This window comes from Marivita sp. NO-S04 (genome assembly GCF_059070475.1).
In genome coordinates this window covers 415,384-438,320 of record NZ_CM180980.1, presented here as the reverse complement: position 1 = coordinate 438,320, position 22,937 = coordinate 415,384, and the positions used below count along the sequence as shown (strand labels likewise).

Below are 22,937 nucleotides of genomic sequence, written 5' to 3'. Positions count from 1 at the left end.
GGCGCAAGCGTCTTCGAAGACGCTTTACTCGTCCAGCGACCCGTGCACAGCCAGCAGCGCCATGTCCGCCTCTTGCGGCTCGATCACGCGGAAGGCCTCTTTGACCCCGGCTTCGGTGAGTTCCCGGCTGACGGTCAACAACGTGTTGGGCGCGTGTTCGTCGCACAGTTCAGCCATATGCGCGATCTCGGCTTCAGCCACCGGACGCGCGGCGTCAATCGACGGGGCACCGTACATGTCGACGAAATGCTGCGCGAGCCCTTGCACCAGAGCCTCATGCTCTGCCGGTTCCATCTGTGTCACGGCAACAAAGCTCACCCGACCATAGGTTTCCGCGCCAAGCCAGCCATTGGAAAACGCCTGTTTCGCGCGGCCCACCAGATCGCCTTCGGACCAGTTGGAAAACTCGAACCCGCCCGAAACGCACCATTCGCCGGTGCGGGCCGGAGAATGAAAGACGCGCTGGTCGCTTTCGTCGAAATGGATGGCACGGGCAAGTTTCATGAACGGATCTCCAAAAGGTCGGTCACCGGCAAGAGCATGGTCTGCCCGTCTGTCCGAAGCAAGAGGCCAAGCTTTTCATCAAGTCCAAGAAAATGCCCCGCCTTTCCAAGGAAGGTGCCGTCCTGCCCCATCCCATGCGCCAGACCGGACCATTCGGTATGAAGCGGCCCCATGCCCTCGTCCTCCCACCGGCTGATCCAGTTCAGCAGGTGCCGCGACCAGCTTTCCAGCAGGTCAGTCGGCGTCAGGTCGCTGCAGCCTTCGCTCATCAGGTCGGTCTCGTCCGGCGTGTCGCCGCCCACCACGTTGGGCCGTGCAAAGACAAGTTCGAACCCAGTGACAAGCCAGCCGGGTTCCTTTGTGGTTTCTTTCGTATCCGTCGCTGCGCGGAGCCCACCGCACACCGCCCCGTTCACCCGGATCGGCCCATCCCAACACAGATGCACCGCCAGTTCCGACGGGCCCAGCGCACCCAGCGCGTTCTGCAGCGCCACCCCGGTCAGCGGCAGCATCGCCGCCGCATCCGCCAGCACCACTTCGGGGGCCAGCACGATGGCAGCGCTCAGGCGTTCAGGCCTCACGTCGTAAAGGATTGTCCCCGCATCGCATCCCTGTGCCGCCTCCGAGCACGCCGCCTCGAACGGGTCCGCCCCCGCCGCATTGATGCCTTGCATCAGCGGCGGGAACATCGGGCCGGAGGTCATGCCTTGCCAGCGGCGATCAGCGTGCGGGCCAAGTCGCGGAACGCCTGCGCCTGCGCACTGTCGGGCTTGGACACAACGATGGGCGCGCCCCCGTCTGCCGCCTTGCGGATGTCGAGATGCAGCGGGATTTCCGCCAAAAGCGGAACGCCGATCTTGGCCGCCTCTGCCGCAACACCGCCATGGCCGAAGATGTGTTCTTCGTGGCCGCAATTGGAGCAGATATGGGTCGACATGTTTTCGATCAGCCCAACAATCGGCACGTTCATCTGGTTGAACATGTCGATCCCCTTGCGGGCATCCAGAAGCGCCACGTCCTGCGGCGTGGACACCACCACGGCTCCGTCCACATGCGCTTTCTGCGATAGGGTCATCTGCACGTCACCCGTGCCCGGCGGCAAATCCACCAGCAGCACATCCAGCGCGCCCCATTGCACCTGCATCAGCATCTGCTGCAACGCGCCCATGAGCATTGGACCACGCCAGACTACAGCCTGACCTTCGTTGACCATCAACCCCATCGACATCATCGTCACGCCGAAATTGCGCATCGGCAGGATGATCTTGCCATCCGGGCTGGCGGGACGTCCCGACACGCCCAGCATGCGCGGCTGGCTCGGGCCATAGACATCTGCATCGAGCAAGCCAACGCGGCGGCCTTCGGCAGCCAGCGCACACGCGAGGTTGGCAGAGACCGTGGATTTGCCCACGCCCCCCTTGCCCGAAGCAATCGCCAGAATGCGATCCACACCGGGAATTTTCTCGGGTCCGGCCGGTTTCGGCTTGGCCCCGCCTTTGAGGTCAGGCGGCGGTTTTGGCGCGGAATGCGCGGTCATCACCGCCGATACGGAAGACGCGCCCAGCGCCTTGACCGCGTCCTCAGCCGCCTGCCGCACAGGGCCATAGGCCGTTGCCTGATCCGGGGCCACCTCGACGACAAAGCGCACTGCGTCACCATCGACGTTGAGCGCACGCACGATGCCTGCGGCCACGATATCCTGTCCCGAAGCCGGGTCGTTCACCGCTTTCAGCGCGGCCAGAACCGCGTCACGTGTCAGCGCCACGGTCAGTCCTGTCCCTTGATCGTGCCAGTCACGACATGCTCGAAATCGAGCCCGTCAATCGTCAGCACAACCTTCGCATCAAAGGTCTTGCCGCTGGTGTTCGCGTCGCGCATCGCCTCTTCGATCGCCTGCTGGGACGTGACCCCAACCTGCTTGAGAAACTTGCGCATGGACATGTTGAAATCATCGCTCATCGGTATTCTCCCTTGGGCGTCCCCTCGTTCTTTGCGAGGTGAAGCGTTGACGGGTGTAAGCCAGCGCAAGTAGGCTTTCAAGCGAGGAGGCGCTGAAGAATGAATGCGATCCGACACGTTTGGCGTTTTGGTCTGTGCGCACTGGCCGCCGCAGCCCTGACGCACCCTGCTCAAGCGCAGGACAAAACCTTCACGCTGGCCGCGCCAGATGCCTTGGTCGAGTCCGGGCTTCTGAAATACATCTTGCCGCGCTTTACGCTCAAGACCCAGACCCGCATCACTCTGACCGCACCAGACGCCACCGCCGGTGCCCAATTCGGCGACACAGGGATCGTGGCCTTCGAAGGCCTAGACACGGTCTGGAAGTTCGACGCGGGCGCTGATCCCGATGCACAGCGCTTTGCCGATTGGTTGCGCTCGGATGTGGGGCGCAACACGGTCGACAGCTATCAGGTGGATGGGGTCGCGCCCTTCACCTCAGAGGTCAAGGTCGAAAAAGTGGTGGTCCAGATCACCTATGACGGCGACGTGCTGCGCGGCGAGGAAGTCTCGCTGTCCCATTGCGGGCGCTGCCATGTGGTGAGCGACAAAAACCGCATGAACTCCATCGGCTCGACCCCGTCTTTCGCCGTGCTGCGCACGCTGCGCGATTGGGAGGACCGGTTTCAGGCGTTTTATGTGCTGAAACCGCACCCCGCATTTACCCAGATTGAAGACGTGACCGAGCCGTTCGACCCAACCCGCCCGTCGCCCATTGCGGCAGTCGAAATGACGCTGGACGATCTGGAGAACATCATGGCCTTCGTGCAGGGCATCGCGCCCGCAGATCTGGGGCGTCCGGTTCAGTCAATGCAGGACTGAGGGAAGAACGCCTTTCGAAAGGCGTTCCCCCGCGATTTCGAAATCGCAACAAGCGCGTTCTAACGCGCTTGCCCGCTCAATGATCCTTGCGTTTCGAGTAGGGCGTCTCTTTCAGGTAATCATCCGTCGTGCGCGGGATGCGGGGTTCGCCCAGCGCGAACGGGTTGTTCTTCGAATGGTACTGCGCCTGAATGCGGCAATTGTCACACATCTGGATCATCTTCGCAGCGTCGCTGGTGGCGAACATCGAATGCTTGCCCGCCAGCTTTTCGGTGATCTTTTCGATGGTCGATTTCACCCCGAACAGCGCGCCGCATTCGATGCAGGCAAAAGGCTCCTCCTCGTTCAACACAACCTGGCTGAACGCCGCATCGGTGAGGTTCATGCGCGGCTCGAGCGTGATCGCAGTCTCCGGGCAGATCGTGGCGCAGATGCCGCATTGCAGGCAGGCGTCCTCTTGAAACAGCAGTTGCGGCAGGTCCGGATTGTCGCCCAATGCGCCGGATGGACAGAGCGAGACGCAGCTCAGACACAGCGTGCAGGCGTCGGTGTTGACCAGAACCGCACCGTAGGGCGCGTTTTCAGGCAGTGGCAGGATCTCGGCATCGGGCATCATCGCCTTGGCGGCCACACGCGCCACCTGACGGCGTGTGCCGATGGGCAGGCTGGGGGATGCGACGGTCTTCGGCGCAGCACCGCCGTAAAGGTGATCGCTCAGCGCGTCGGGATCGACCATATCGATCACCTGCACGCGGCCACCACCGGACAGCGCATTGGCCAGCATCGCCTCATGCTCCGGTGTGTCCCGCTCGGTGCGCGGGGCCAGCAAGACATCGACCGACGCAAAACCACAGCTGAGCGCGGCCATCATCTCGGCATGGCCAAAGGCGGCCAGACTGTCCATGGCAAAGGGAATCACGTCCGCAGGCAGGCCTCGGCCAAAGCGGGCGGCGAGGCTGATCATTTCGCCGCCGTGGTCGGTATCGTGGACCAGCAGGCGCGGCGCGGTGCCGCCCGCCTTGCGATAGGTCGCAGACAGCGCATCCAGACGCCGGAACACCGCCGAAACAGGTGGCGCGTCATAGGCGATCGCCCCGGACGGGCACAACGCAGCACAGGCCCCGCAGCCCGCGCAGACCATCGGGTCGATAGCGACATGATCGCCGTCCGACGTGATCGCACCCGTGGGGCAGATGTTGAGACATTTGGAGCAGCCCGTTTGTTCTGCACGACTGTGGGCGCACAAAGCGGGCTCCAAGGCGATATAAAGCGGCTTTTCGAACGTGCCGACCATCTGCGCCGCCTCGGCCAGAACGGCGGCCACAGCAACGGGCTGGCGCGGATCGGCCCGCAGATAACCTTCGCGCTTGTGGGGGGCTGGCACCATCGCGGGATCGCCCGTCAGATCGACCACAACATCGCAGTCCGACACTGCGCCGTCCTTGGGATCGCTGAACGCAAACGCCCCGCGCCCGCCGGGCAACAGTTGCGCGAACCCGTTGATCCGCACCTCGAACTGGCCGAGCGCGCCGTTCAGGTTCCGCACCCGTCCACGCACCACGTCGAACCGCCGATCAAGCGGCACATCCGACGCATCGGTCTGCAGCACGGTCACCGCCAGCGTGTCGCAGAGCTGCGCCGCAGCTGCGAACACCGCCTCACCCGCCCCTACGATCAAACAGGTGCCTTCGCTGATGACATCGACCACCTTGGGTGCGGGAAGGGTCAGCGCCGCTTCGGCCGCCAACGCTGCCTGTTTCGGCCCAGCTTTGGCGCCCTGATCACTCCACCCTGCGCGGTCGCGGATATCGACAAAGCCCGGCGCATCGAGGCCCAGCTCTTCGGCCAGCATCTCGAAAAATGCGCTTTCCTGCGCGCAGGCGATCATGACGCCCCCGGCCTCGATCGCCTTGGCGGCGGCTTCGGTCTGGGTGCCGCAAAGGTTGGTATAGACCTTTGACGGATCAAGCGATGCGACGCCGCCAATGGCGGTGGCGTCGACGGTCTGGCTGCCGAGGCAGTCACAAAGAAGCAGTCTGGTTCCCATGTTGGCCCTTTCGCGGCGGTTGCCCGCGTGGTCTCTTTTCGTTGGTTGATATTTGGACATACCCAAGGGCTATGCTAGGCAGATGTCAACCGCGCCCGTGAAGCCGGATTGGGAGGACAAGAGTTTGACCACGACAGACACCCGTTCCATCGACATGCCGGTGGGCGTTGTGATGCAGCGCCGCCCCGGTGTGACCCGATGGCAAAAATGGGCCTATGCGCCCATCGCACTTTTGCCCGGTGCCGGGCCTTCGCATTGGAAACTGTTGCGCGAAGAAGGCGATATTTCCGAATATCATGTGGGCACCCGTACGCTGACACTCTGGCGCACCGATGCCGAAGCCTACCGCATCGGCCTCGCAGAGCCGGTGGTCTGCGCCTATGTCGTCCTGCAACCCTCCGACGACGAATGGCCCTACAAGGTCAAGCTCATTACAGCCAATCCGCATGAGGCGATGCAATACACCGACGGCGGCGAGGACGTTGTTGAAAAAGTCCCGATGCCCCCGGCCCTTGTGGCGTGGGTGCAGGAATGGACCGACCTTCATTTCGTGGAAGAGCCGTTCGTAAAACGCAAGCGTAAGCGCTATCTGGAAGACAAGGTCGAAGACGGCAAAGGCGATCCGCGCATTGCGCAGGTCAGCGATGTGTATCGCGCACCGTCCAGCGCCCGAAAGGCGCGCGAGTCATGAGCCGGGGGTCGGATTTCTGGTCCCGCCGCAAGGCGCGGGTCGAAGCGGAAGAAGCCGAAGAGGCCCGCCGTGCCGAAGCTGTCGAAGTCGAGGCGCAGCAGAAGCAGCTTGAAGAAAAGACAGACGCCGAAATCCTGGAAGAGTTCGGCCTGCCCGATCCGGACAACCTCGAACCCGGTCAGGACATCGCGGGCTTCATGAACAAGGCAGTCCCCGAACGCCTGCGCCGCCGCGCAATGCGGCAGTTGTGGCGGCTCAATCCGGTGCTGGCCAATCTGGACGGGCTGAACGATTACGATGGCGATTTCACCAATGCCGCGACCGACGCGCCGGGGGTCAAAACCGCCTACCAGGTTGGCAAGGGATTGCTGCGTCACGTGCAGGCTTTGGAAGAACAGGAGCGGGCCAAAATCGCGGCGCAGTCTGGCGAACACGTTGATACCCCACAGAATCTGTCGGAAATCAGTCTGGCCGAGGCAGAGTGCAAAACATCTGCCGAAAATGAATCTATTCCGGAAATTATGCAGGAAGATGCAATTGCCGCACCTGCATCTGCGACCATGGTCGTAGGTGTGAGCGACGGGTCGGAATATGCCAACGGCACACCGTTGGATACAGTATCCGAGGAACCTATGCGTCCGCGACGGATGCGATTCAGAATTGAAAGTGAGACAGGATGACAATGAGCGCGGCTCAGACCTCGCCATCGGTGTCAGAAGAAGACCGCCTTCGCGCGGACCTTTACAATTATCTTGGCCTGATCCTGTCGGCGCCGCCCGATGAGCTTTTGCTGGCCCAAACTGCGGGTCTGACTGGCGACGATACAGAATTGGGTCAGGCGATCACGCGGCTTGCCGATTGCGCCCGGACCACGAAACCGCAACAGGCGGAACGCGAATTCAACAAACTGTTCATCGGTTTGGGCAGGGGCGAATTGCTGCCCTATGCCAGCTTTTACCTGACGGGTTTTCTGCACGAAAAGCCGCTTGCCGTGTTGCGCAGTGACCTGTCGGCGCGCCGGATCGAACGCGCGCCCAATGTCTATGAACCCGAAGACAACATCGCCACACTGATGGAAGTGATGGGCGGTTTGATTGTCGGGCGTTTTTCCACACCGTCCTCGCTTGAAGATCAAAAGACGTTCTTCAACCGGCACATCGCGCCTTGGGCGGGACATTTCTATGCCGATCTGGAAACCGCAAAAACCGCGATGCTCTATAGCGCCGTCGGATCTGTGGGAAAGGCATTCATGACCATCGAACGCGAAGCGTTCAGACTGACCCCGGCCTAAACCGGGATTGCACCTGACGGGCAACCGTCGCCCTGCGGCACACGCGCCGCACCAAACAGGAAGAAGGGAGGAACCTTCCATGACTGAGAAAACCGAGGCGTCCGCAAGTCGCCGTGATTTTCTGAAACTGGCAGGCACCGCAGCCCCGGCTGCTGTCGCGGCAGTTGCCGTGTCCGGCACCCAAGCCGAAGCGGCGGAAACGCCCAAGGCAGACGGTCGGATGCAGGACACTGCTCATACGCGCGCCTACCTCGCCAGTACCCGGTTCTAAGACCTCGTACATCACCTCCTCTGCAGTCCGGGTTTTCCCGGTGGCAGATCGCAACCCAGCCGACGGCGCGACGCGCCACAGGTAGCTTAAGAGGGATACCATGCTAAGAAAGAAAACCGGAGGGCTGACACGGCGCACTGCGCGGACAGGCCTGATTTCCGAGATTTCCAATAAATCTGTCGACAGACGCTCGTTCCTGCGGGGATCCGGCCTTGCCATCGGTGGCCTTGCCACGATCAGCGCCACAGGTGGTGCTGTCACGCAAGCCAGCGCGCAATCCGCCGTCAACGGCGCGGTCGAGACCGTCAAATCGGTCTGCACGCACTGTTCGGTCGGTTGTACCGTTGTTGCCGAAGTCAGCAATGGCGTCTGGATCGGGCAAGAGCCCGGCTGGGACAGCCCGTTCAACCTTGGTGCCCACTGCGCCAAAGGGGCCGCCGTTCGCGAGCACGCCCATGGGGAACGCCGCCTCAAGTACCCGATGAAGAAAGAGGGTGGTGAGTGGAAGCGCATCTCGTGGGAACAGGCGATCAACGAGATCGGTGACAAGATGCTTGAGGTCCGCGATGAAAGCGGCCCGGACTCGGTCTACTGGCTCGGTTCCGCCAAGCACAACAACGAACAAGCCTACCTGATGCGCAAGTTCGCCGCCTATTGGGGCACGAACAACATCGACCACCAGGCCCGGATCTGTCACTCGACGACTGTGGCCGGTGTGGCGAACACATGGGGCTACGGCGCCATGACCAACAGCTACAATGACATCCACAAATCGCGCGCGATCTTCCTGATCGGCGGCAACCCTGCCGAAGCGCACCCGGTGTCCCTGCTTCATATCCTCAAGGCGAAAGAGCAGAACAACGCTCCGCTCATCGTTTGCGACCCGCGGTTCACCCGCACCGCAGCCCATGCCGACGAATATGTCCGCTTCCGTCCCGGCAGCGACGTGGCGCTGGTCTGGGGTATACTGTGGCACATCTTCGAGAACGGCTGGGAAGACAAAGAGTTCATCCGCACCCGCGTTTGGGGCATGGACCAGATCAAGGAAGAAGTCGCCAAGTGGAACCCCGATGAGGTCGAGCGCGTCACCGGCACACCCGGTTCGCAGCTTGAGCGCGTCGCACGTACAATGGCGAACAATCGCCCCGGCACCGTGATCTGGTGTATGGGTGGCACGCAGCACACCAACGGTAACAACAACACCCGCGCCTACTGCATCCTGCAGCTTGCTCTTGGCAACATGGGCACCGAAGGCGGCGGCACAAACATCTTCCGCGGCCACGACAACGTGCAGGGCGCAACCGACCTTGGCGTTCTCGCCGATACCCTGCCCGGCTACTATGGTCTGGCTCCGGGATCGTGGGCTCACTGGGCGCGCGTCTGGGAAGAAGACCTTGATTACCTCAAGGGCCGGTTCTCGCAGGAAACAGTCGGGGAAACCCCGATGATGAACCTGACGGGTATCCCGGTATCGCGCTGGATCGACGGTGTTCTGGAAGATAAGGAAAATCTCGATCAGCCGGACAACACCCGCGTGATGGTTCTGTGGGGCCACGCGCCCAACTCGCAGACCCGTCTGCCGGAAATGAAGACGGCGATGGAAAAGCTCGACACGCTGGTCGTGATCGATCCGTTCCCGACCGTGTCTGCCGTTCTGCATGACCGCACCGATGGGGTGTACCTGCTGCCGGCAACGACGCAGTTCGAAACGCGTGGCTCTGTCACGGCATCGAACCGCTCGATTCAGTGGCGCGATCAGGTCATGGCCCCGATGTTCGAATCGAAGACCGACCATGAGATCATGGGTCTGTTTGCGCAAAAGTTCGGCTTCCACGACAAGATCTTCCGCAATATCGCGCTGGAAGACGATGGCGTGACCCCAGTGATCGAAGACGTCACCCGCGAGTTCAACCGCGGCATGTGGACAATCGGCTATACCGGCCAGTCGCCCGAGCGGCTCAAGCTGCACATGGCCAACCAGCACACCTTTGACCGTACCACCCTGCGGGCAAATGGCGGTCCGGCTGATGGCGATTACTACGGGATGCCGTGGCCTTGCTGGGGCACTCCCGAGATGAACCATCCCGGAACAGCGAACCTCTATGACATGTCGCTGCCCGTCTCCAAAGGTGGCCTGACCTTCCGCGCCCGTTTTGGCGTAGAAAAGGATGGCGACAACCTGCTGGCCGAGGGCGTCTATTCGCAGAACTCGGAAATTCAGGACGGATACCCTGAATTCACCATGCAGATGCTGATGGACCTTGGCTGGGATGGCGATCTGACCGCAGACGAACGTGCAGCAATCGACGCAGTGGCAGGTCCGAAGACCAACTGGAAAACCGACCTGTCGGGCGGCATCCAGCGGGTGGCGATCAAGCACGAATGTGCGCCCTTCGGCAACGCCAAGGCCCGTGCCGTCGTGTGGACCTTCCCGGATCCGGTGCCGGTGCACCGCGAACCGCTCTACACCAACCGCTACGACCTCGTGGCCGACTACCCGACCTACGAGGACAAGAAGTTCTGGCGCGTTCCGACCATGTACAAGTCGATCCAGGCCAAGGATTTCTCGGCGGATTACCCGATCATCCTCACCTCGGGCCGATTGGTCGAATACGAGGGCGGCGGCGACGAGACACGGTCAAACCCGTGGCTGGCCGAGCTGCAGCAGGACATGTTTATCGAGATCAACCCGCGCGACGCCAACAACCTTGGTGTGCGTGACGGGGCACAGGTCTGGGTGGAAGGCCCCGAAGGCGGCAAGGTCAAGGTTATGGCCATGCTGACCGAACGGGTCGCACCGGGTGTGGCGTTCATGCCGTTCCACTTCGGTGGGCACTACCAGGGCGAGGACCAGCGGTCCAAGTATCCGGAAGGTGCAGACCCCTATGTCTTGGGTGAATCGACCAACACCGCGCAGACCTACGGGTATGACTCGGTGACCCAGATGCAGGAAACCAAAGCGACACTTTGCAAGATCATGGCAGCTTAAGGAGGACATGAGACATGGCACGAGCTAAATTCCTTGTCGACGCCGAACGCTGCATTGAATGCAACGCCTGCGTCACAGCCTGTAAGAACGAGCACGAGGTTCCGTGGGGGATCAACCGCCGCAAGGTGGTCACGATCAACGACGGCAGCCCCGGCGAACGCTCGATCTCGGTGGCTTGCATGCACTGTTCGGACGCGCCCTGTATGGCCGTCTGCCCGGTGGATTGCTTCTACCAGAACGAAGAAGGTGTGGTCCTGCACTCCAAGGACCTGTGCATTGGCTGCGGCTACTGCTTCTACGCCTGCCCGTTCGGTGCACCGCAGTACCCGCAAGCGGGCAACTTCGGCAGCCGTGGCAAGATGGACAAGTGCACCTTCTGCGCCGGTGGCCCGGAAGAGAACCACTCCACTGCCGAGTTCGCCAAGTACGGCCGCAACCGGATCGACGAAGGCAAGCTGCCGATCTGTGCGGAAATGTGCGCCACCAAGGCCCTGCTGGCCGGTGACGGCGACATCGTCGCGTCGATCTACCGCGAGCGCGTCGTCGCCCGTGGCTTCGGCTCTGGCGCATGGGGCTGGGGTACAGCCTACGACCAGAAAGACGGCTGATCGTCGTTTTACATGATTGACCAAAGAAAAGCCCCGGAGTTCGCTCCGGGGCTTTTCTTTGGGGTACGCCGGGCTGAAGCTCCGGCCTACGCAGGTGCGTCCGGTCAGGTGTCATCCCGCCGGGTGGTCTTTGTGTAGGCCGGGCATCTGCCCGGCATGTGATCGTCATTTCAGAAAGAAGCGGCGCCGCCCCATGGGCCTGACGGTTCTCTCAAATCCACGATTTAACGCGTGACCTGTACTCCGGGTTTGCCGAAGCCTGTTCAGACCGGTCTCTCAAGGTCAGCCTTCCGGCATATGAGAGAAATGCGAGTTTTGCGAAATCATGGATCGCCAATACCCTGCCGCGCTGCGCGCTCTCGGGACATTGGCAATACACAATGTTTGTTTTTCGCAAACCTCGCGAGTCAGTGTCGTCTACGCGGCATGGGAGTGACCCTTCCCGCTCAAAAGCTTTTGTGGGGGCGGGTATGGCGGAGAGTTGGTTAAGGAGCGACAAACGGTGCGTGCGGTGCCAAGACCTTTCGAAAGGTCTTGTTCAGAGCCTTCAAAGGCTCTGAACCGCATTTTTGAAAATGCGGCACCACCTCAAAGGTCGAGATCCATCCACACCGGCAGATGGTCGGACGCGCGCCGTGCCTCGCCCTGCTCGAACACCCCTGCCCGGGCGACCTGCAACCCGCGCCCGACGGCAAAGCGATCCAGCGGTGCGATCGGGCGCGAGGCGTGAAAACTGCGCCCCGGGCTGATCACGTCAAAGGCGTGCTCCAGAATGTCAAAACCGATGCGCGGCGACCATTCGTTGAAATCCCCGGCGATCACCGAGCGGTCCGTCCGCGCCTCTAGCTCTTCCAAAAGATGCGCCAGTTGCAACTGCCGGCATCCCCGTCGCAACCCCAGATGGGTGCCCACAAGCGTCAGGCTTTGGCCCGGCCCTTCCAGATCGGCCAGCAATGCCCCGCGCGGTTCAATCCCCGGCAGGCTGAGCCTTTCGGTCGCGCCCACACGCCACCCGTCCCGCACCAAAAGCGCGTTGCCATGCCAGCCGGAGCTTGGGCCATTGGTGACATGGAGAACACGCAACCCGGTCTGGTCGAACAGCGCATCTTCGGGCAGCACGGCGGGCCGTGCACCAAGCCGTTTGTCCGCCTCTTGCAACGCCACCACATCGGCATCGAGATTGGCCAGAACGCGAATGATCCGCAGCGGATCGCGGCGCCAATCAAGCCCCACCGCCTTGCGGATGTTGTAGCTGGCGATCCGCATCACAGCACTGGCGCAAACAACCGCGCGATGCGCGCCAGCATGCCGACGATCAGGTTGCGATCCGGCAGGTCGATGTCGACACGGGTCGCGTGTCCGAAATCGGTTATCAGCATATGTTCGACCGCAGACGCCGCGCTCTTGCCCTCCATAAGCACGGTCAGTTCGAAATTGAGCAGCCCCGAGCGGATGTCGAGATTGATTGACCCGATGGAGGCGATGTCGTCATCCACCAACGCGACTTTCTGGTGAATGAACGCCGGATCATAGGTCCAGATCTCACCACCCGCAGATCGCAGGTCGTCGAAATAGGCCATCGCGGCGAAATACGTGATGTAGTGGTCGGCCCGCCCCGGAACGAGGATTTTGACGTCGACCCCGCGCAGCGCGGCAAAGCGCAATGCGGTGAGCACGTCGCGGTCAGGCACGAAATAGGGGCTGGAGATCCAGAGCCGCTTTCGCGCGGCATGGGCCAGTGCGATAAAGTAAAGATTGCCAGCCGCGATGTCTTCGGCTGGGGATGGGGCGAGAGCGACTGCCCGCAGCGGGCCGCTTGGCGCTGGCGTGGCGGCTGCGATTTCGCTCAGGTCTTCGCTGGTGGCCCACATCCAGTCGGACGAGAAATGCAGGGCAAGCTGAGCGACAACAGGCCCACGGAAGCTGGCAAAGGTGTCGCGCCACGGACCGATGGACGGATTGCACCCAACATAGGTTTTCGACACGTTCAACCCGCCGGTGAAGGCCAGCTTGTTGTCGACCACCACCAGTTTGCGGTGGTTGCGGTAGTTGAACTGGAACGGCCCCAATAGCCGTTTCGGCCCTTTGGGTCGGGCAAGCCGAATGCCAACATCTTCAAGCTTGGTCTTGAAGCCGCGCGGCAGGCCGAAGAACGGCAATTCATCATGCAGCAGCCAAATCGACACCCCCGCCTTGGCCCGATCGATCAGCGCATCGCGCAGGTCACGCCCGATATCGTCATCCTTGATCGTGTAGAATTGCACGAAGAGCGTATGCTGCGCGCCCCGGATTGCCCCCAGCACCGCGTCATAGGTGGCTTTCCCATCCACAAGCAGGGACATGTCATTGCCCTCGGTTACGGGCAGGCGCGCGATGCGAGCAAACGTGTCTAGCCGAGACGGGTCCTGTGAGACGCTGACCTCCGAGGCCATATCGAACATGTCTTCATCCGACTTGCGGCGTTCGCGTTCAAAGCTTTTGTAGTTGGCGTGGCCAAACACGAGGTACAGCAACGTACCGAAAATGGGCAAAAGCAGGATCAGCAGAATCCACGCGGTCGCGCCCTGCGGTGTGCGCGAGGTCAGCAGCGCGCGGTACGAGGCCACCAAAGCAAGGACCGCGAGACCTGCTGCGATGGCGGCATTTGTGGCGGTCAGAAAATCAGCCATAAGTAAGGCTATCCGAGACCTTTTTCCCAGCGTATTGGCTTGCTGTTGGCATCATCTTGAGTATCCTGACTAAGGTGTATCGGTCGCCCATCTTTTTAAGGGCATGTTCGCCATCAGATACGGTCAAACCTGACCCAAAAAGACTGCATTTCGCAAGGCCGAGCGTTTTGATCGCTCATAAGGGAGGACGCAGGGATATGCGTGACATTCGACACTTCATCCTTGGTTGCATTATGGCCGCAATGGCCGTTGTGGTTCTGGCGTCATGGGTTGCCCCAGGACAAGCCAACGCACAAGAAGCCGGATCCGTTGCAGCCGAGACCGAGATTGATCGCTCTGCCACAGGCGGTGCGACCACGCTCGAGGACATCATGCGCCGACAGCAGGGCTTGCCGGTGGACAACACATTCCGGGCCGAAAACGTGGGCAATCCCGAGGCGGCAGCGGGGATCACAGACCAGTTGGGAACCCTTGGCGGCGCGTCCGATCCCGATCTGTGGCGCGGGATGCGGTTCAATGCGGCAGACGTGACCACACAGGTGCGCGGACCCGCGGCTGAAGTGCTAATTCAGGATCGCGGCATGTGGTGGGTCATTTTCCGCGAAGGCCCCTTGCTGACCTATGGCGGCTATCTGCTTTTGGGGACGATCGGTGCATTGGTGTTGTTCTTCCTGCTGCGCGGTCGGGTCAAGATCGATGGAGAAAAGACCGGACGCCGGATCGAGCGGTTCAAGAATTTTGAACGGTTTGGCCATTGGCTTTTGGCGGGATCGTTCATCTTGCTGGGCATCACGGGTCTTGTGTCCTTGATGGGTCGAAAGTTCCTGATCCCGGCCTTCGGACATGAAAGCTATGCTTGGTTGGCCACGGTATCGAAATGGATTCATAACAATGTCTCATGGGCGTTTATGCTGGCGCTTGTGATGATCTTCGTCATGTGGGTCGTGCACAACCTGCCGGACCGCACCGACATCAAATGGCTGGCCAAGGGTGGCGGGCTGTTCGGTGGCGGGCACCCCCCGGCCAAAAAGTTCAACGCGGGTCAAAAGCTGATCTTCTGGTCGGTGATTGTACTGGGTGGGTCGATCTCGGTCTCGGGGCTGTCGCTGCTGTTCCCGTTCGAACTGCCGATGTTCGCCAAAACGTTCGTTATTCTCAACAGTACTGGTCTGCCCGAGATGCTGGGCTTTGGCGTGTTGCCGGAAACCATGACCCCGCATGAAGAGATGCAGTATGCGCAGCTTTGGCACGCCATTGTCAGCTTTGTTCTGATGGCGATCATTCTGGCGCATATCTATATCGGCTCGGTCGGCATGGAAGGCGCCTATGACGCGATGGGCTCTGGCATGGTCGAGGAGCAGTGGGCCAAAGAGCACCACAGCCTGTGGGTCGAAGAGGTCAAGCAGCGCGAAGGCAAGGCACCAAGCGGTGCCACCCCTGCCGAGTAACATGCGTAAGGCTTTGGCCACATCTGCGGCCCTGTTTTGGGCAACCTCTGGGGCCGCAGGCGATTTCTTTACGTTGCAAGGCCACGGCGGCCCCATCATGGGGATCGCCGTGGCCGACACCGACCAGATCGCCACCGTGAGTTTCGACAACGCGGTGGGGCTTTGGTCGGATGAGACACCTGTGTGGTTCGACGGGCACGAGGCGGCGGTCAACGCCGTGCTCTTTGCGCCGGATGGTCGGATTTACTCTGCTGGTGACGATTTCACGCTGCGGGTTTGGGGTGCCGACGGGACTGCGGACGCAGTTCGGGAAGGGCACAAAGGCAAGGTCGTGTCATTGGCACTTTCACCAGATGGTGCGGCGGTTGCCTCGGCCAGTTGGGACGGGAGCATCGGGATCTGGCCAGCAGATGGCAGCGCGCCTGTTTTCCTGACCGGGCATAGCGGGCAGGTGAATGATGTGGCGTTTACCCGGGACGGCATGGGGCTTTATTCCGCATCGGCGGATGGGAGCATCCGGCTTTGGGATCTGAGCATCAACAGCGAACGCCAGAGGGTGATCGAACACGGGTTTGGCGTGAACGAGCTCGAGCTGAACGAAGACGCCGGATGGCTGGCCTACGGCGCGGTTGATGGTGGAACGCGGGTTCTGGATATTGCCACCGGCGACACGCTAGCCGATCTGACGTTGGAGCGCCGTCCGATCCTGTCGATGGCTGTCAGCCCGGATGGGTCGCTGCTCGCCGTGGGTGATGGCGAAGGCTACATTATGGTGGTCGAAACCCCCGACTGGCGCATCGCCCGCGACTTTCGCGCGACAGAGCGCGGCCCGGTTTGGGCGCTGGCCTTTTCGAATGATGGGACCAACATCCATGCAGGCGGGTTGGACCCGCGCATGTATTCATGGCCCATTGCCGCGATGGGCGATGCCGACCCGATGGCCACTGGATCGCCGTCCTTCCTTCAGGCCGCCGATACGATGCCCAATGGCGAACGGCAGTTCATGCGCAAATGTTCGATCTGTCATACGCTGACCCCGGGCAGCGCCCGCCGCGCCGGACCCAGCCTTTATGACCTGTTCGGTCGTCAGGCGGGAACGGTCGAGGATTACATCTATTCCGACGCGCTGAACGGGTCCGAGATAATTTGGGACGATGATACGATTGATGCTCTTTTCGATATCGGACCAGAGCATTACATTCCCGGCACCAAGATGCCGATGCAGAGGATCACAGGGGCGCAGGACCGCGCCGATCTTGTGACCTATCTGCGCAAAGAAACCGCGCCTGAGGAGAGTTCGCAGTGAAAGCCATGCTTTTTGGATTTGTCGCCATCGCCGTGATCGCCGTTGGCGCTGAATATACGCTGGATCAGATGGGGTGGAGCGCCGCTGAACAGGGCGCTTCCCCTTCCAATGTGCGTCTGGGCGACTAAGCCCTCACGTCCCGACCTGAAGCACTGACGTTTTCTGGCGCAGCATCGCGATCACGCTGAGGGCGGTGATCTTGCCTGTTGCAGGGTTTTCCTCGGTCGGGCGGTTCTGGATCGTCATGGTGAAGTCCGACGAATCCGACACCACACGGACCGTGTGCTGGTTCTTTTCGAGCGACGGGTCGGCCCAGACTTCCATACGCGTCTTGTCAGTGCCGTAGCCTGCAAGGCTGACGGCGACGGCGACATTGACGTTAGCTGGGAAGACCTTGGCAACATCAGTCACGGCCCCGCCCATCACCAGTTTCGGTTCCGTCAGGTTGCTGAGGTCGATGTTGTTGTCGATCACGTAAGGCGCTTTGGCGAGGCCCGGGACGGGCTTGCGGGTCTCGATCACCACCGACACCAGATTACCGACCGCAGCACCTTTGATTGCATCAAGGCCGAGGATGGCACCTGAAGGGATGAGGATCTTGGCCCCGGTCTCAGCCGCACGATCGAACAGCGCCTGCTGGCCCATGAGTTGGCTGGCCGAAAGCACGATAAGTTCCTTGCCTGCTTCAACTGTCGGGATCGCGAGATCCATGAACAACTGCGGCGGCAGGGTTTCGACGACGATATCGCAATGATCTGCGATTTCGTTCAGGGAATAGACCGGGGCGGGTTTCGACAGGGTCGCGTTGGCCTCGGCCGCGCGGTCTGCGTTGCGGGCGCTGATGCCGCCCAATTCACAACCCGGGATACCACCCCGGTCAAGTTCCTGTGCGACGTGCAGCCCGATCGCGCCCAGTCCTGCTATTCCGATTTTCATGCCCGGTACCTTTCGACCATTTCGACAATTCTATGTGCTGCGGCGACCGACGCCGCGTGATCTTGCGAGAAGTTGAGCCGCACGCTGGACCGCGTGTGTGGCGAGAATTCAGACCCCGGTGTGACAGTCACCCCGGCTTGAAGGCGCAAGAGGCGCGCAAAGTCTTCAGGGGACACCACCAGTTCCGGCAGTTCCGGGAAAAGGTAGCTGCCCGCCTGTGGGCTGGCCGTGGGGAAGCCTGCGTCGCGGAAGATCTTGAGCAAGTCATCCCGGATCGCCTCGTGCTGGGCGATGCGGGTGTCCATCCAGCCTTCGGGTTCATGGAACCACGTCTTGAGCGCGGCTTGGCTGTAGCCTGCAGCACGCAAGGACACGATGGCTTGCAGTTTTTCCATCCGGTCGATCAGGGACGCCGAACCGAACGCGACACCAAGGCGGAAACCACTGAGGGATTCCGTTTTGGACGGACCCATGATCGTGATCAGGTTCTCGGGTCGCGTCGCGCAGGCGCGCATGTGGGTGTAGGTCTCGCCACTGTAGCGCAGGCGGGAATAGAGCTGATCGACGATGACGGTCACATTGTGCTGGGCCGCGAGGCGGGCAATTTCCGTGATCGCGTCTTCGGGGGTCACAACGCCGGTCGGGTTGTTGGGGGTCGAGAACACCAGCACCTCTGCCCCGGCTTTGAACGCGGCTTCCAATTGGCCAAGGTCCGGGCCGCGCTGGGGCGCGTCTTCGTGATAATGGAGCGCGACCGGCATGATCTCACCGCCGAAGAAGGCGACGAGTTTGCGGTTGGCAAAGTAATCCGGCTCCATGATCGCGACCTTGGTGCCGCGGTCCACCACCGCGCCAAGCGCAAGGAACAACGCGCCTTGGGTGCCGGGGGTGATGATCAGCTCATCCACCGGATCGACTGGTGCGCCGGTAAAGGCGGCAAGGCTGGCGGCTACGTCTTGGCGGATCGCAGCGGCGCCGCGATATTCGGTATAGGCTTGTGCGCCGCCTTCCTCGAACCCGGCTTCCCATGCGGCACGTGCGCCTGGTGTCGGCTCAAACGCGTCGACATCGCCATGCGAGAAATCCACCGGCGTTCCCGGCAGGATATCGCCGCGCATCACCGATTTCAGATCGTCCGCATTCTGGCGCACCTCTTGCCCCGGCGCGTTGTCTGCGCCCAGCCGTGCGAATTTCGCGTCAAGACTGCTCATGCTCACCTCCCTAGTGTTGGGCTCCTATCTAGCCCGGCTTCCGGCGTTGTGCCAGTTCCAGAACGCGATCAGGCCGCTTGCGTCGATGTTAGCGCTGACGTAATGGTGCGACATGTTTTTGGGCATCGACATAGGCACGTCTGCGGTCAAGGTGATCTGCACCGATGGCACGGCGATTCACGCAACAGCCACCGCCGATCTGACGGTGCAGTCGCCGCATTCGGGATGGTCCGAACAGACGCCCGACGCGTGGTGGGTGGCGACCTGTGCGGCGCTGGCCGAGATTGCCGAAACGATGCCGCTGTCAGGTGTGACCGGGATTGGCCTGTCCGGGCAGATGCACGGAGCGGTGCTGTTGGACAGCGCGCGTGAGGTGTTGCGCCCAGCGATCCTGTGGAACGACAGCCGGTCGACCGAGGATTGCGCGCGGTTGCAAGCGGCGTTGCCAGAAATCGGGAGCATTGCTGGTGTGCTGCCCCTTCCCGGCTTTACCGCGCCAAAGTTGATGTGGGTGGCCCGGAAAGAGCCTGCCGTTCATGCGCGGATCGCGCATATCTTGCTGCCCAAGGATTACATCGGCTTGCGCCTACATGGTGAGCTTGCCACGGATCGGTCGGATGCGGCGGGGACATTGTGGCTGGATCAGGCGGCGCGCGATTGGAGCAATGTGGTGGCCGAGGCCAGCGACACCGATCCCGGCTGGTTGCCACGGCTTGCCGATGGGCATGAAGTGGTGGGTCAGGTCACAGCTGCTGCGGCTGCAGAGACCGGGCTGCCCGCAGGCATTCCCGTTGTGGCCGGTGGTGGCGATGCGGCGACAGGGGCAGTGTCGCTGGGTGCGACGGAACCGGGACGCGGGTTCATCTCGCTTGGCACATCGGGGCAGTTGTTCGTTGCGGGCGATGCCTATCATCCGAACCCAGCGAAATACGTCCATGCCTTTGCGCATACTGTGCCGGGGCGTTGGTATCAGATGGCGGCCATGCTGAACGGGGCGCGACCCATTGCGTGGCTGGCAGGCCAGTTGGGCATTGGCGCTGGGGACGTCGTGGCGCGGGCCGAAACTGCGGAGCCGACACGTGTGCCGACGTTCCTGCCATACTTGACCGGCGAACGCAGCCCGCATGGTGATCCGCATATCCGCGCGGGCTTTTTCGGGCTGGAGGACAGCACAGATCGCGCGGGTCTGTGTCGTGCCGTACTTGAAGCGGTGGCCTTTACCTTTGCGGACGCGGTGGAGAGCTTTGGTGATACCATTGCTGACATTCCACATCTGGCGGCAATTGGGGGCGGCAGCAAATCACCGTTTCTGCTGCAACTCATCGCCAATGCAACAGGGCAGCGGATTGGGCGTACGGCTGGGTCCGATGCTGGTCCGGCGATGGGGGCGGCCCGGTTGGCCGCGTGTGGTTTGGGTGCGCTGAGCCTGTCGGATTTGGGGCAGCAGCCCGATGTGGCAGATTGGTTCGAACCTACCCCTGCCCAAGACCTGAGCGACCGCTTGCAGAGCTACCGCGCGCTCTACATTGCGCTCAAACCGTTAAGCCAGCCTTCAAAATAACGAGAACCGTGCGTCCTGCCGCAATGCGCGGCACGGCTGGCATGCCAGTCACATTCTTTACGTGCAATATTGATTTTTTGCGCGCGATAAGAAACTGTTGAACAGATACAACAAGACCCGTCACGTAAGAAGAGGCCCACCATGTCACAATCCGAGATCCGGAACATGGAAGAATTCGCCGCCATCAGCGGCATTTCCAGGCCTACCGTGTCGAAGTATTTTCACGATCCCAGCAGCGTGCGTAAAACCACGCGGATGCGGATCGAGGCGGCGCTCGAGAAGTACGACTACCGGCCCAACATCTATGCGATGAACCAGAACAGAAAGCTGACCAAGAATATCGGCATCGTGGTGCCGTACCTTGCGGACCCGTTCTTTGGTGAAATGGTGCGGATGATCGAAGGGCGCTGTATCGAAGCAGGTTTCACGCCGTCACTGTTCAGCGCGCATGGTGATCAGGCGCATGAGAATGACATCCTCGACAGTTTGCGATCGATGAAACCAGCAGGGGTTTTGTTGGCCCCGCTTGGGCGGCAATCCGACAAATCGGCCATCGAGACCTTTTGCAAACACGTGCCAACGGTTCTGTTCGACAGCAACATCGAAGGCATGGGCGAGGCGTTTGTCGGGTCCGACAACCACAGCTTTGTGTCGCAAACCGTCGAATATCTAAGCCGTACCGGGGAGACGCCCTGTTTCTTCGAGATGCGGACCCCCGCAAACCCGAACGCCAACAAACGGCGCATCGCATATCTGTCGATGATGGAACGGGTGGGGCTTGAACCACATGTGGTCAAGATTGACGGCACCGGCTGGGGCTTTGAAGAGATCGGACGCCAGGGCGGGTTGCGCGTGTTGGCGGAAAAGTCGCTGCCCACCAATACCGTGCTGTGCAGCAATGACCGTCTGGCGATCGGGTTTCTATCGGCTTGTTACGAGAGCGGTATGCGAGTCGGGCGTGGCCCGGACTGCCAATTGCGAGTCGCGTCGCATGACGATCACCCGTTTTCCCGCTTTACCTGCCCATCGCTGACCACCGCAGCACATGATTACACAGCGGTTTCCGACAATGCGGTCGAAACGTTATTTCGGTTGATCGAAAGTGGTGGGCGCCTTGAAAACAGGACAGAAAGTCTGTTTCCGGCACGTTTGATCATGCGAGACTCTGCCTGATAAAATTTACGCGGGTAAAATTTTGATTGACGCGAGTAAATGAATTGTTGTTGAGTGCCCTCAGGTAATCCAAAAATCAGGGAGGATTCGGATGCACCTTAGTAACGCACTTCGTGCGGCGACAGCGTTGTCGCTCATCATGGTCGGGGCCGCACAGGCAGAGACCATCACCATCGCAACAGTCAACAACGGCGACATGATCCGCATGCAGGGTTATACCGACGACTTCACGGCCAAGACCGGCCACGAAGTCGAGTGGGTGACGCTGGAAGAAAACGTGCTGCGTCAGCGTGTGACCACGGACATCACCACCAAGGGTGGCCAGTTCGACATCATGACAATCGGCATGTACGAAACACCGATCTGGGGTGCGAACGGCTGGCTCGTTCCGCTGAATGATCTGTCGGCTGAGTACGATGTCGATGACATTCTGCCCGCAATGGCAGGCGGTTTGTCCCACGACGGCACGCTCTATGCGGCACCGTTCTACGGCGAAAGCTCGATGGTCATGTATCGCACAGACCTGATGGAAGCAGCTGGCCTTGAAATGCCGACAGCTCCGACATGGGGCTTCATTCGTGAAGCGGCAGCGGCGATGACCGACCGTGACAACGAAATCAACGGCATCTGCCTCCGCGGCAAAGCCGGTTGGGGTGAAGGCGGCGCGTTCATCACAGCGATGTCCAACTCGTTCGGCGCACGCTGGTTCGACATGGACTGGAACGCACAGTTCGACACAGAAGCATGGGCCAACACCCTGAACTTCTTCAAAGGCATGATGGACGAATCCGGTCCGTCCGGCTACGCGACCAACGGTTTCAACGAAAACCTGAACCTGTTCAACCAGGGCAAGTGCGGCATGTGGATTGACGCCACAGTTGCGGCATCCTTCGTGACAGGCGACGGCTCGACTGTTGCTGACTCGGTTGGTTTTGCACTGGCACCCGACAACGGTCTGGGCAAGCGCTCCAACTGGCTCTGGGCATGGGCACTGGCCATCCCGGCAGGCACCCAAAAAGAAGCAGCTGCGAAGCAGTTCATCGAGTGGGCCACTTCCAAGGACTACATTGAACTGGTTGCAGCCAACGAAGGTTGGGCAAACGTTCCTCCGGGCGCACGCACATCGCTGTACGAAAACCCCGAGTACCAGGCCGTTCCGTTCGCACAGATGACACTGGACTCGATCCTGTCGGCTGACCCGAACAACTCCACAGTCGAACCGTCGCCTTACGTTGGCATTCAGTTCGCAGCGATCCCGGAATTTGCGGGTATTGCAACAGAAGTAAGCCAGGAATTCTCGGCTGCTTACGCCGGTCAGCAGACCGTCGAAGAAGCACTCGCGAAAGCTCAGGCGATCACAAACGAAGCAATGGAAGCCGCTGGCTACCGTTAATTCCCTGCATTGCAGGACA

At 61.0% G+C, this 22,937-nt stretch carries 22 protein-coding genes; 13 read left to right on the top strand and 9 right to left on the bottom strand.

The features are described 5' to 3' along the window. Nucleotides 1-24: 24 nt before the first annotated feature. Genes ACK3EW_RS02300 through ACK3EW_RS02285 form a run of 4 tightly spaced genes read right to left on the bottom strand, consistent with a single transcriptional unit; the run spans nt 25 to nt 2,463 of the window. On the bottom strand, nt 25-504 hold the full coding sequence (locus tag ACK3EW_RS02300; RefSeq protein WP_085631468.1) for a DUF6505 family protein: 480 nt from the start codon (nt 502-504) through the stop codon (nt 25-27). Then, nucleotides 501-1,208 (bottom strand): biotin/lipoate--protein ligase family protein, encoded by a 708-nt coding sequence (locus tag ACK3EW_RS02295; protein WP_493808283.1) that lies wholly within the window; start codon nt 1,206-1,208, stop codon nt 501-503. The genes ACK3EW_RS02300 and ACK3EW_RS02295 overlap by 4 nt, the downstream gene beginning before the upstream one ends. Next, nucleotides 1,205-2,269: an Mrp/NBP35 family ATP-binding protein gene (locus ACK3EW_RS02290; RefSeq protein ID WP_493808282.1), complete on the bottom strand. Its 1,065-nt coding sequence runs from the start codon at nt 2,267-2,269 to the stop codon at nt 1,205-1,207. Before ACK3EW_RS02290 ends, ACK3EW_RS02295 begins: the two co-directional genes overlap by 4 nt. A 2-nt stretch (nt 2,270-2,271) precedes the next feature. Further along, nucleotides 2,272-2,463 carry a DUF6494 family protein gene (locus ACK3EW_RS02285; RefSeq protein WP_085631462.1) on the bottom strand — a complete coding sequence of 64 codons (192 nt, stop codon included), beginning with the start codon at nt 2,461-2,463 and terminating at the stop codon, nt 2,272-2,274. Between the two features lie 99 nt (nt 2,464-2,562). Between ACK3EW_RS02285 and ACK3EW_RS02280 the strand changes: the two genes are divergently transcribed. After that, nucleotides 2,563-3,324 (top strand): hypothetical protein, encoded by a 762-nt coding sequence (locus ACK3EW_RS02280; RefSeq protein WP_493808281.1) that lies wholly within the window; start codon nt 2,563-2,565, stop codon nt 3,322-3,324. Between the two features lie 76 nt (nt 3,325-3,400). Here the strand turns inward: ACK3EW_RS02280 and ACK3EW_RS02275 are convergent, their stop codons facing one another. After that, nucleotides 3,401-5,371, bottom strand: coding sequence for a 4Fe-4S binding protein (locus ACK3EW_RS02275; protein ID WP_493808280.1), 1,971 nt, complete (start codon nt 5,369-5,371; stop codon nt 3,401-3,403). A 124-nt stretch (nt 5,372-5,495) separates the two neighbouring features. On the opposite strand from ACK3EW_RS02275, the gene ACK3EW_RS02270 reads away from it, so the two are divergent. From ACK3EW_RS02270 to fdh3B, 6 genes are all read left to right on the top strand, one after another. Then, the gene (locus tag ACK3EW_RS02270) at nt 5,496-6,062 is read left to right on the top strand and encodes a DUF3305 domain-containing protein (protein WP_493808279.1); all 567 of its coding nucleotides are present in this window, start codon (nt 5,496-5,498) and stop codon (nt 6,060-6,062) included. Continuing rightward, complete coding sequence (locus ACK3EW_RS02265) at nt 6,059-6,742, top strand: DUF3306 domain-containing protein (protein ID WP_493808278.1); 684 nt, start codon at nt 6,059-6,061, stop codon at nt 6,740-6,742. Before ACK3EW_RS02270 ends, ACK3EW_RS02265 begins: the two co-directional genes overlap by 4 nt. Next, the gene (locus tag ACK3EW_RS02260; protein ID WP_439119220.1) at nt 6,739-7,353 is read left to right on the top strand and encodes a TorD/DmsD family molecular chaperone; all 615 of its coding nucleotides are present in this window, start codon (nt 6,739-6,741) and stop codon (nt 7,351-7,353) included. Before ACK3EW_RS02265 ends, ACK3EW_RS02260 begins: the two co-directional genes overlap by 4 nt. A 79-nt stretch (nt 7,354-7,432) precedes the next feature. Then, nucleotides 7,433-7,624, top strand: a complete 192-nt coding sequence (locus ACK3EW_RS02255; protein ID WP_085631455.1) for a ubiquinol-cytochrome c reductase iron-sulfur subunit N-terminal domain-containing protein — start codon at nt 7,433-7,435, stop codon at nt 7,622-7,624. Between the two features lie 100 nt (nt 7,625-7,724). Then, nucleotides 7,725-10,613 carry a formate dehydrogenase subunit alpha gene (locus ACK3EW_RS02250; RefSeq protein ID WP_493808277.1) on the top strand — a complete coding sequence of 963 codons (2,889 nt, stop codon included), beginning with the start codon at nt 7,725-7,727 and terminating at the stop codon, nt 10,611-10,613. 14 nt (nt 10,614-10,627) lie between these two features. Then, complete coding sequence (gene fdh3B, locus ACK3EW_RS02245; protein ID WP_085631451.1) at nt 10,628-11,221, top strand: formate dehydrogenase FDH3 subunit beta; 594 nt, start codon at nt 10,628-10,630, stop codon at nt 11,219-11,221. A gap of 588 nt (nt 11,222-11,809) precedes the next feature. On the opposite strand, the gene ACK3EW_RS02240 is transcribed toward fdh3B, so the two are convergent. Together ACK3EW_RS02240 and cls are read right to left on the bottom strand one after the other, a co-directional pair. After that, entirely contained in the window at nt 11,810-12,487 is a 678-nt protein-coding gene (locus tag ACK3EW_RS02240; protein WP_493808276.1) for an endonuclease/exonuclease/phosphatase family protein, read from the bottom strand. Continuing rightward, complete coding sequence (gene cls, locus ACK3EW_RS02235) at nt 12,487-13,890, bottom strand: cardiolipin synthase (protein ID WP_493808275.1); 1,404 nt, start codon at nt 13,888-13,890, stop codon at nt 12,487-12,489. The genes ACK3EW_RS02240 and cls overlap by 1 nt, the downstream gene beginning before the upstream one ends. A 233-nt stretch (nt 13,891-14,123) precedes the next feature. Here cls and ACK3EW_RS02230 point away from each other — a divergent pair, with 233 nt between their 5' ends. The 3 genes from ACK3EW_RS02230 to ACK3EW_RS02220 are packed head-to-tail and all read left to right on the top strand — an operon-like array spanning nt 14,124 to nt 16,772. Next, the gene (locus tag ACK3EW_RS02230) at nt 14,124-15,338 is read left to right on the top strand and encodes a formate dehydrogenase subunit gamma (RefSeq protein ID WP_439119254.1); all 1,215 of its coding nucleotides are present in this window, start codon (nt 14,124-14,126) and stop codon (nt 15,336-15,338) included. Nucleotide 15,339: 1 nt separating this feature from the next. Further along, nucleotides 15,340-16,644: a c-type cytochrome gene (locus tag ACK3EW_RS02225; RefSeq protein WP_493808274.1), complete on the top strand. Its 1,305-nt coding sequence runs from the start codon at nt 15,340-15,342 to the stop codon at nt 16,642-16,644. After that, nucleotides 16,641-16,772 carry a hypothetical protein gene (locus ACK3EW_RS02220; protein WP_347198264.1) on the top strand — a complete coding sequence of 44 codons (132 nt, stop codon included), beginning with the start codon at nt 16,641-16,643 and terminating at the stop codon, nt 16,770-16,772. Before ACK3EW_RS02225 ends, ACK3EW_RS02220 begins: the two co-directional genes overlap by 4 nt. 4 nt (nt 16,773-16,776) lie before the next feature. Here the strand turns inward: ACK3EW_RS02220 and ACK3EW_RS02215 are convergent, their stop codons facing one another. Both ACK3EW_RS02215 and ACK3EW_RS02210 read right to left on the bottom strand, forming a co-directional pair. Next, nucleotides 16,777-17,580, bottom strand: a complete 804-nt coding sequence (locus ACK3EW_RS02215; protein WP_493808273.1) for an aspartate dehydrogenase — start codon at nt 17,578-17,580, stop codon at nt 16,777-16,779. Next, complete coding sequence (locus tag ACK3EW_RS02210) at nt 17,577-18,791, bottom strand: pyridoxal phosphate-dependent aminotransferase (protein WP_493808272.1); 1,215 nt, start codon at nt 18,789-18,791, stop codon at nt 17,577-17,579. The genes ACK3EW_RS02215 and ACK3EW_RS02210 overlap by 4 nt, the downstream gene beginning before the upstream one ends. 112 nt (nt 18,792-18,903) lie before the next feature. Between ACK3EW_RS02210 and xylB the strand changes: the two genes are divergently transcribed. The 3 genes from xylB (at nt 18,904) to ACK3EW_RS02195 (ending at nt 22,918) form a co-directional block, all read left to right on the top strand. Next, on the top strand, nt 18,904-20,352 hold the full coding sequence (gene xylB / locus ACK3EW_RS02205) for a xylulokinase (RefSeq protein ID WP_493808271.1): 1,449 nt from the start codon (nt 18,904-18,906) through the stop codon (nt 20,350-20,352). Nucleotides 20,353-20,493: 141 nt separating this feature from the next. Further along, a complete protein-coding gene (locus ACK3EW_RS02200) occupies nt 20,494-21,525 on the top strand; it encodes a LacI family DNA-binding transcriptional regulator (protein ID WP_493808270.1) in 1,032 nt (343 codons plus the stop codon). A 91-nt stretch (nt 21,526-21,616) separates the two neighbouring features. Next, nucleotides 21,617-22,918 (top strand): ABC transporter substrate-binding protein, encoded by a 1,302-nt coding sequence (locus ACK3EW_RS02195; RefSeq protein WP_493808269.1) that lies wholly within the window; start codon nt 21,617-21,619, stop codon nt 22,916-22,918. The last annotated feature ends 19 nt before the right edge of the window (nt 22,919-22,937 follow it).

Coding starts and splice junctions, on each gene's coding strand:
- ACK3EW_RS02230 (WP_439119254.1), top strand. CDS start 14,124: ATGGCCGCAATGGCCGTTGTGGTTCTGGCGTCATGGGTTGCCCCAGGA.
- ACK3EW_RS02255 (WP_085631455.1), top strand. CDS start 7,433: ATGACTGAGAAAACCGAGGCGTCCGCAAGTCGCCGTGATTTTCTGAAA.
- xylB (WP_493808271.1), top strand. CDS start 18,904: ATGTTTTTGGGCATCGACATAGGCACGTCTGCGGTCAAGGTGATCTGC.
- ACK3EW_RS02225 (WP_493808274.1), top strand. CDS start 15,340: ATGCGTAAGGCTTTGGCCACATCTGCGGCCCTGTTTTGGGCAACCTCT.
- ACK3EW_RS02200 (WP_493808270.1), top strand. CDS start 20,494: ATGTCACAATCCGAGATCCGGAACATGGAAGAATTCGCCGCCATCAGC.
- ACK3EW_RS02250 (WP_493808277.1), top strand. CDS start 7,725: ATGCTAAGAAAGAAAACCGGAGGGCTGACACGGCGCACTGCGCGGACA.
- ACK3EW_RS02300 (WP_085631468.1), bottom strand. CDS start 504: ATGAAACTTGCCCGTGCCATCCATTTCGACGAAAGCGACCAGCGCGTC.
- cls (WP_493808275.1), bottom strand. CDS start 13,890: ATGGCTGATTTTCTGACCGCCACAAATGCCGCCATCGCAGCAGGTCTC.
- ACK3EW_RS02280 (WP_493808281.1), top strand. CDS start 2,563: ATGAATGCGATCCGACACGTTTGGCGTTTTGGTCTGTGCGCACTGGCC.
- ACK3EW_RS02285 (WP_085631462.1), bottom strand. CDS start 2,463: ATGAGCGATGATTTCAACATGTCCATGCGCAAGTTTCTCAAGCAGGTT.
- ACK3EW_RS02265 (WP_493808278.1), top strand. CDS start 6,059: ATGAGCCGGGGGTCGGATTTCTGGTCCCGCCGCAAGGCGCGGGTCGAA.
- fdh3B (WP_085631451.1), top strand. CDS start 10,628: ATGGCACGAGCTAAATTCCTTGTCGACGCCGAACGCTGCATTGAATGC.
- ACK3EW_RS02295 (WP_493808283.1), bottom strand. CDS start 1,208: ATGACCTCCGGCCCGATGTTCCCGCCGCTGATGCAAGGCATCAATGCG.
- ACK3EW_RS02275 (WP_493808280.1), bottom strand. CDS start 5,371: ATGGGAACCAGACTGCTTCTTTGTGACTGCCTCGGCAGCCAGACCGTC.
- ACK3EW_RS02215 (WP_493808273.1), bottom strand. CDS start 17,580: ATGAAAATCGGAATAGCAGGACTGGGCGCGATCGGGCTGCACGTCGCA.
- ACK3EW_RS02195 (WP_493808269.1), top strand. CDS start 21,617: ATGCACCTTAGTAACGCACTTCGTGCGGCGACAGCGTTGTCGCTCATC.
- ACK3EW_RS02240 (WP_493808276.1), bottom strand. CDS start 12,487: ATGCGGATCGCCAGCTACAACATCCGCAAGGCGGTGGGGCTTGATTGG.
- ACK3EW_RS02210 (WP_493808272.1), bottom strand. CDS start 18,791: ATGAGCAGTCTTGACGCGAAATTCGCACGGCTGGGCGCAGACAACGCG.
- ACK3EW_RS02260 (WP_439119220.1), top strand. CDS start 6,739: ATGACAATGAGCGCGGCTCAGACCTCGCCATCGGTGTCAGAAGAAGAC.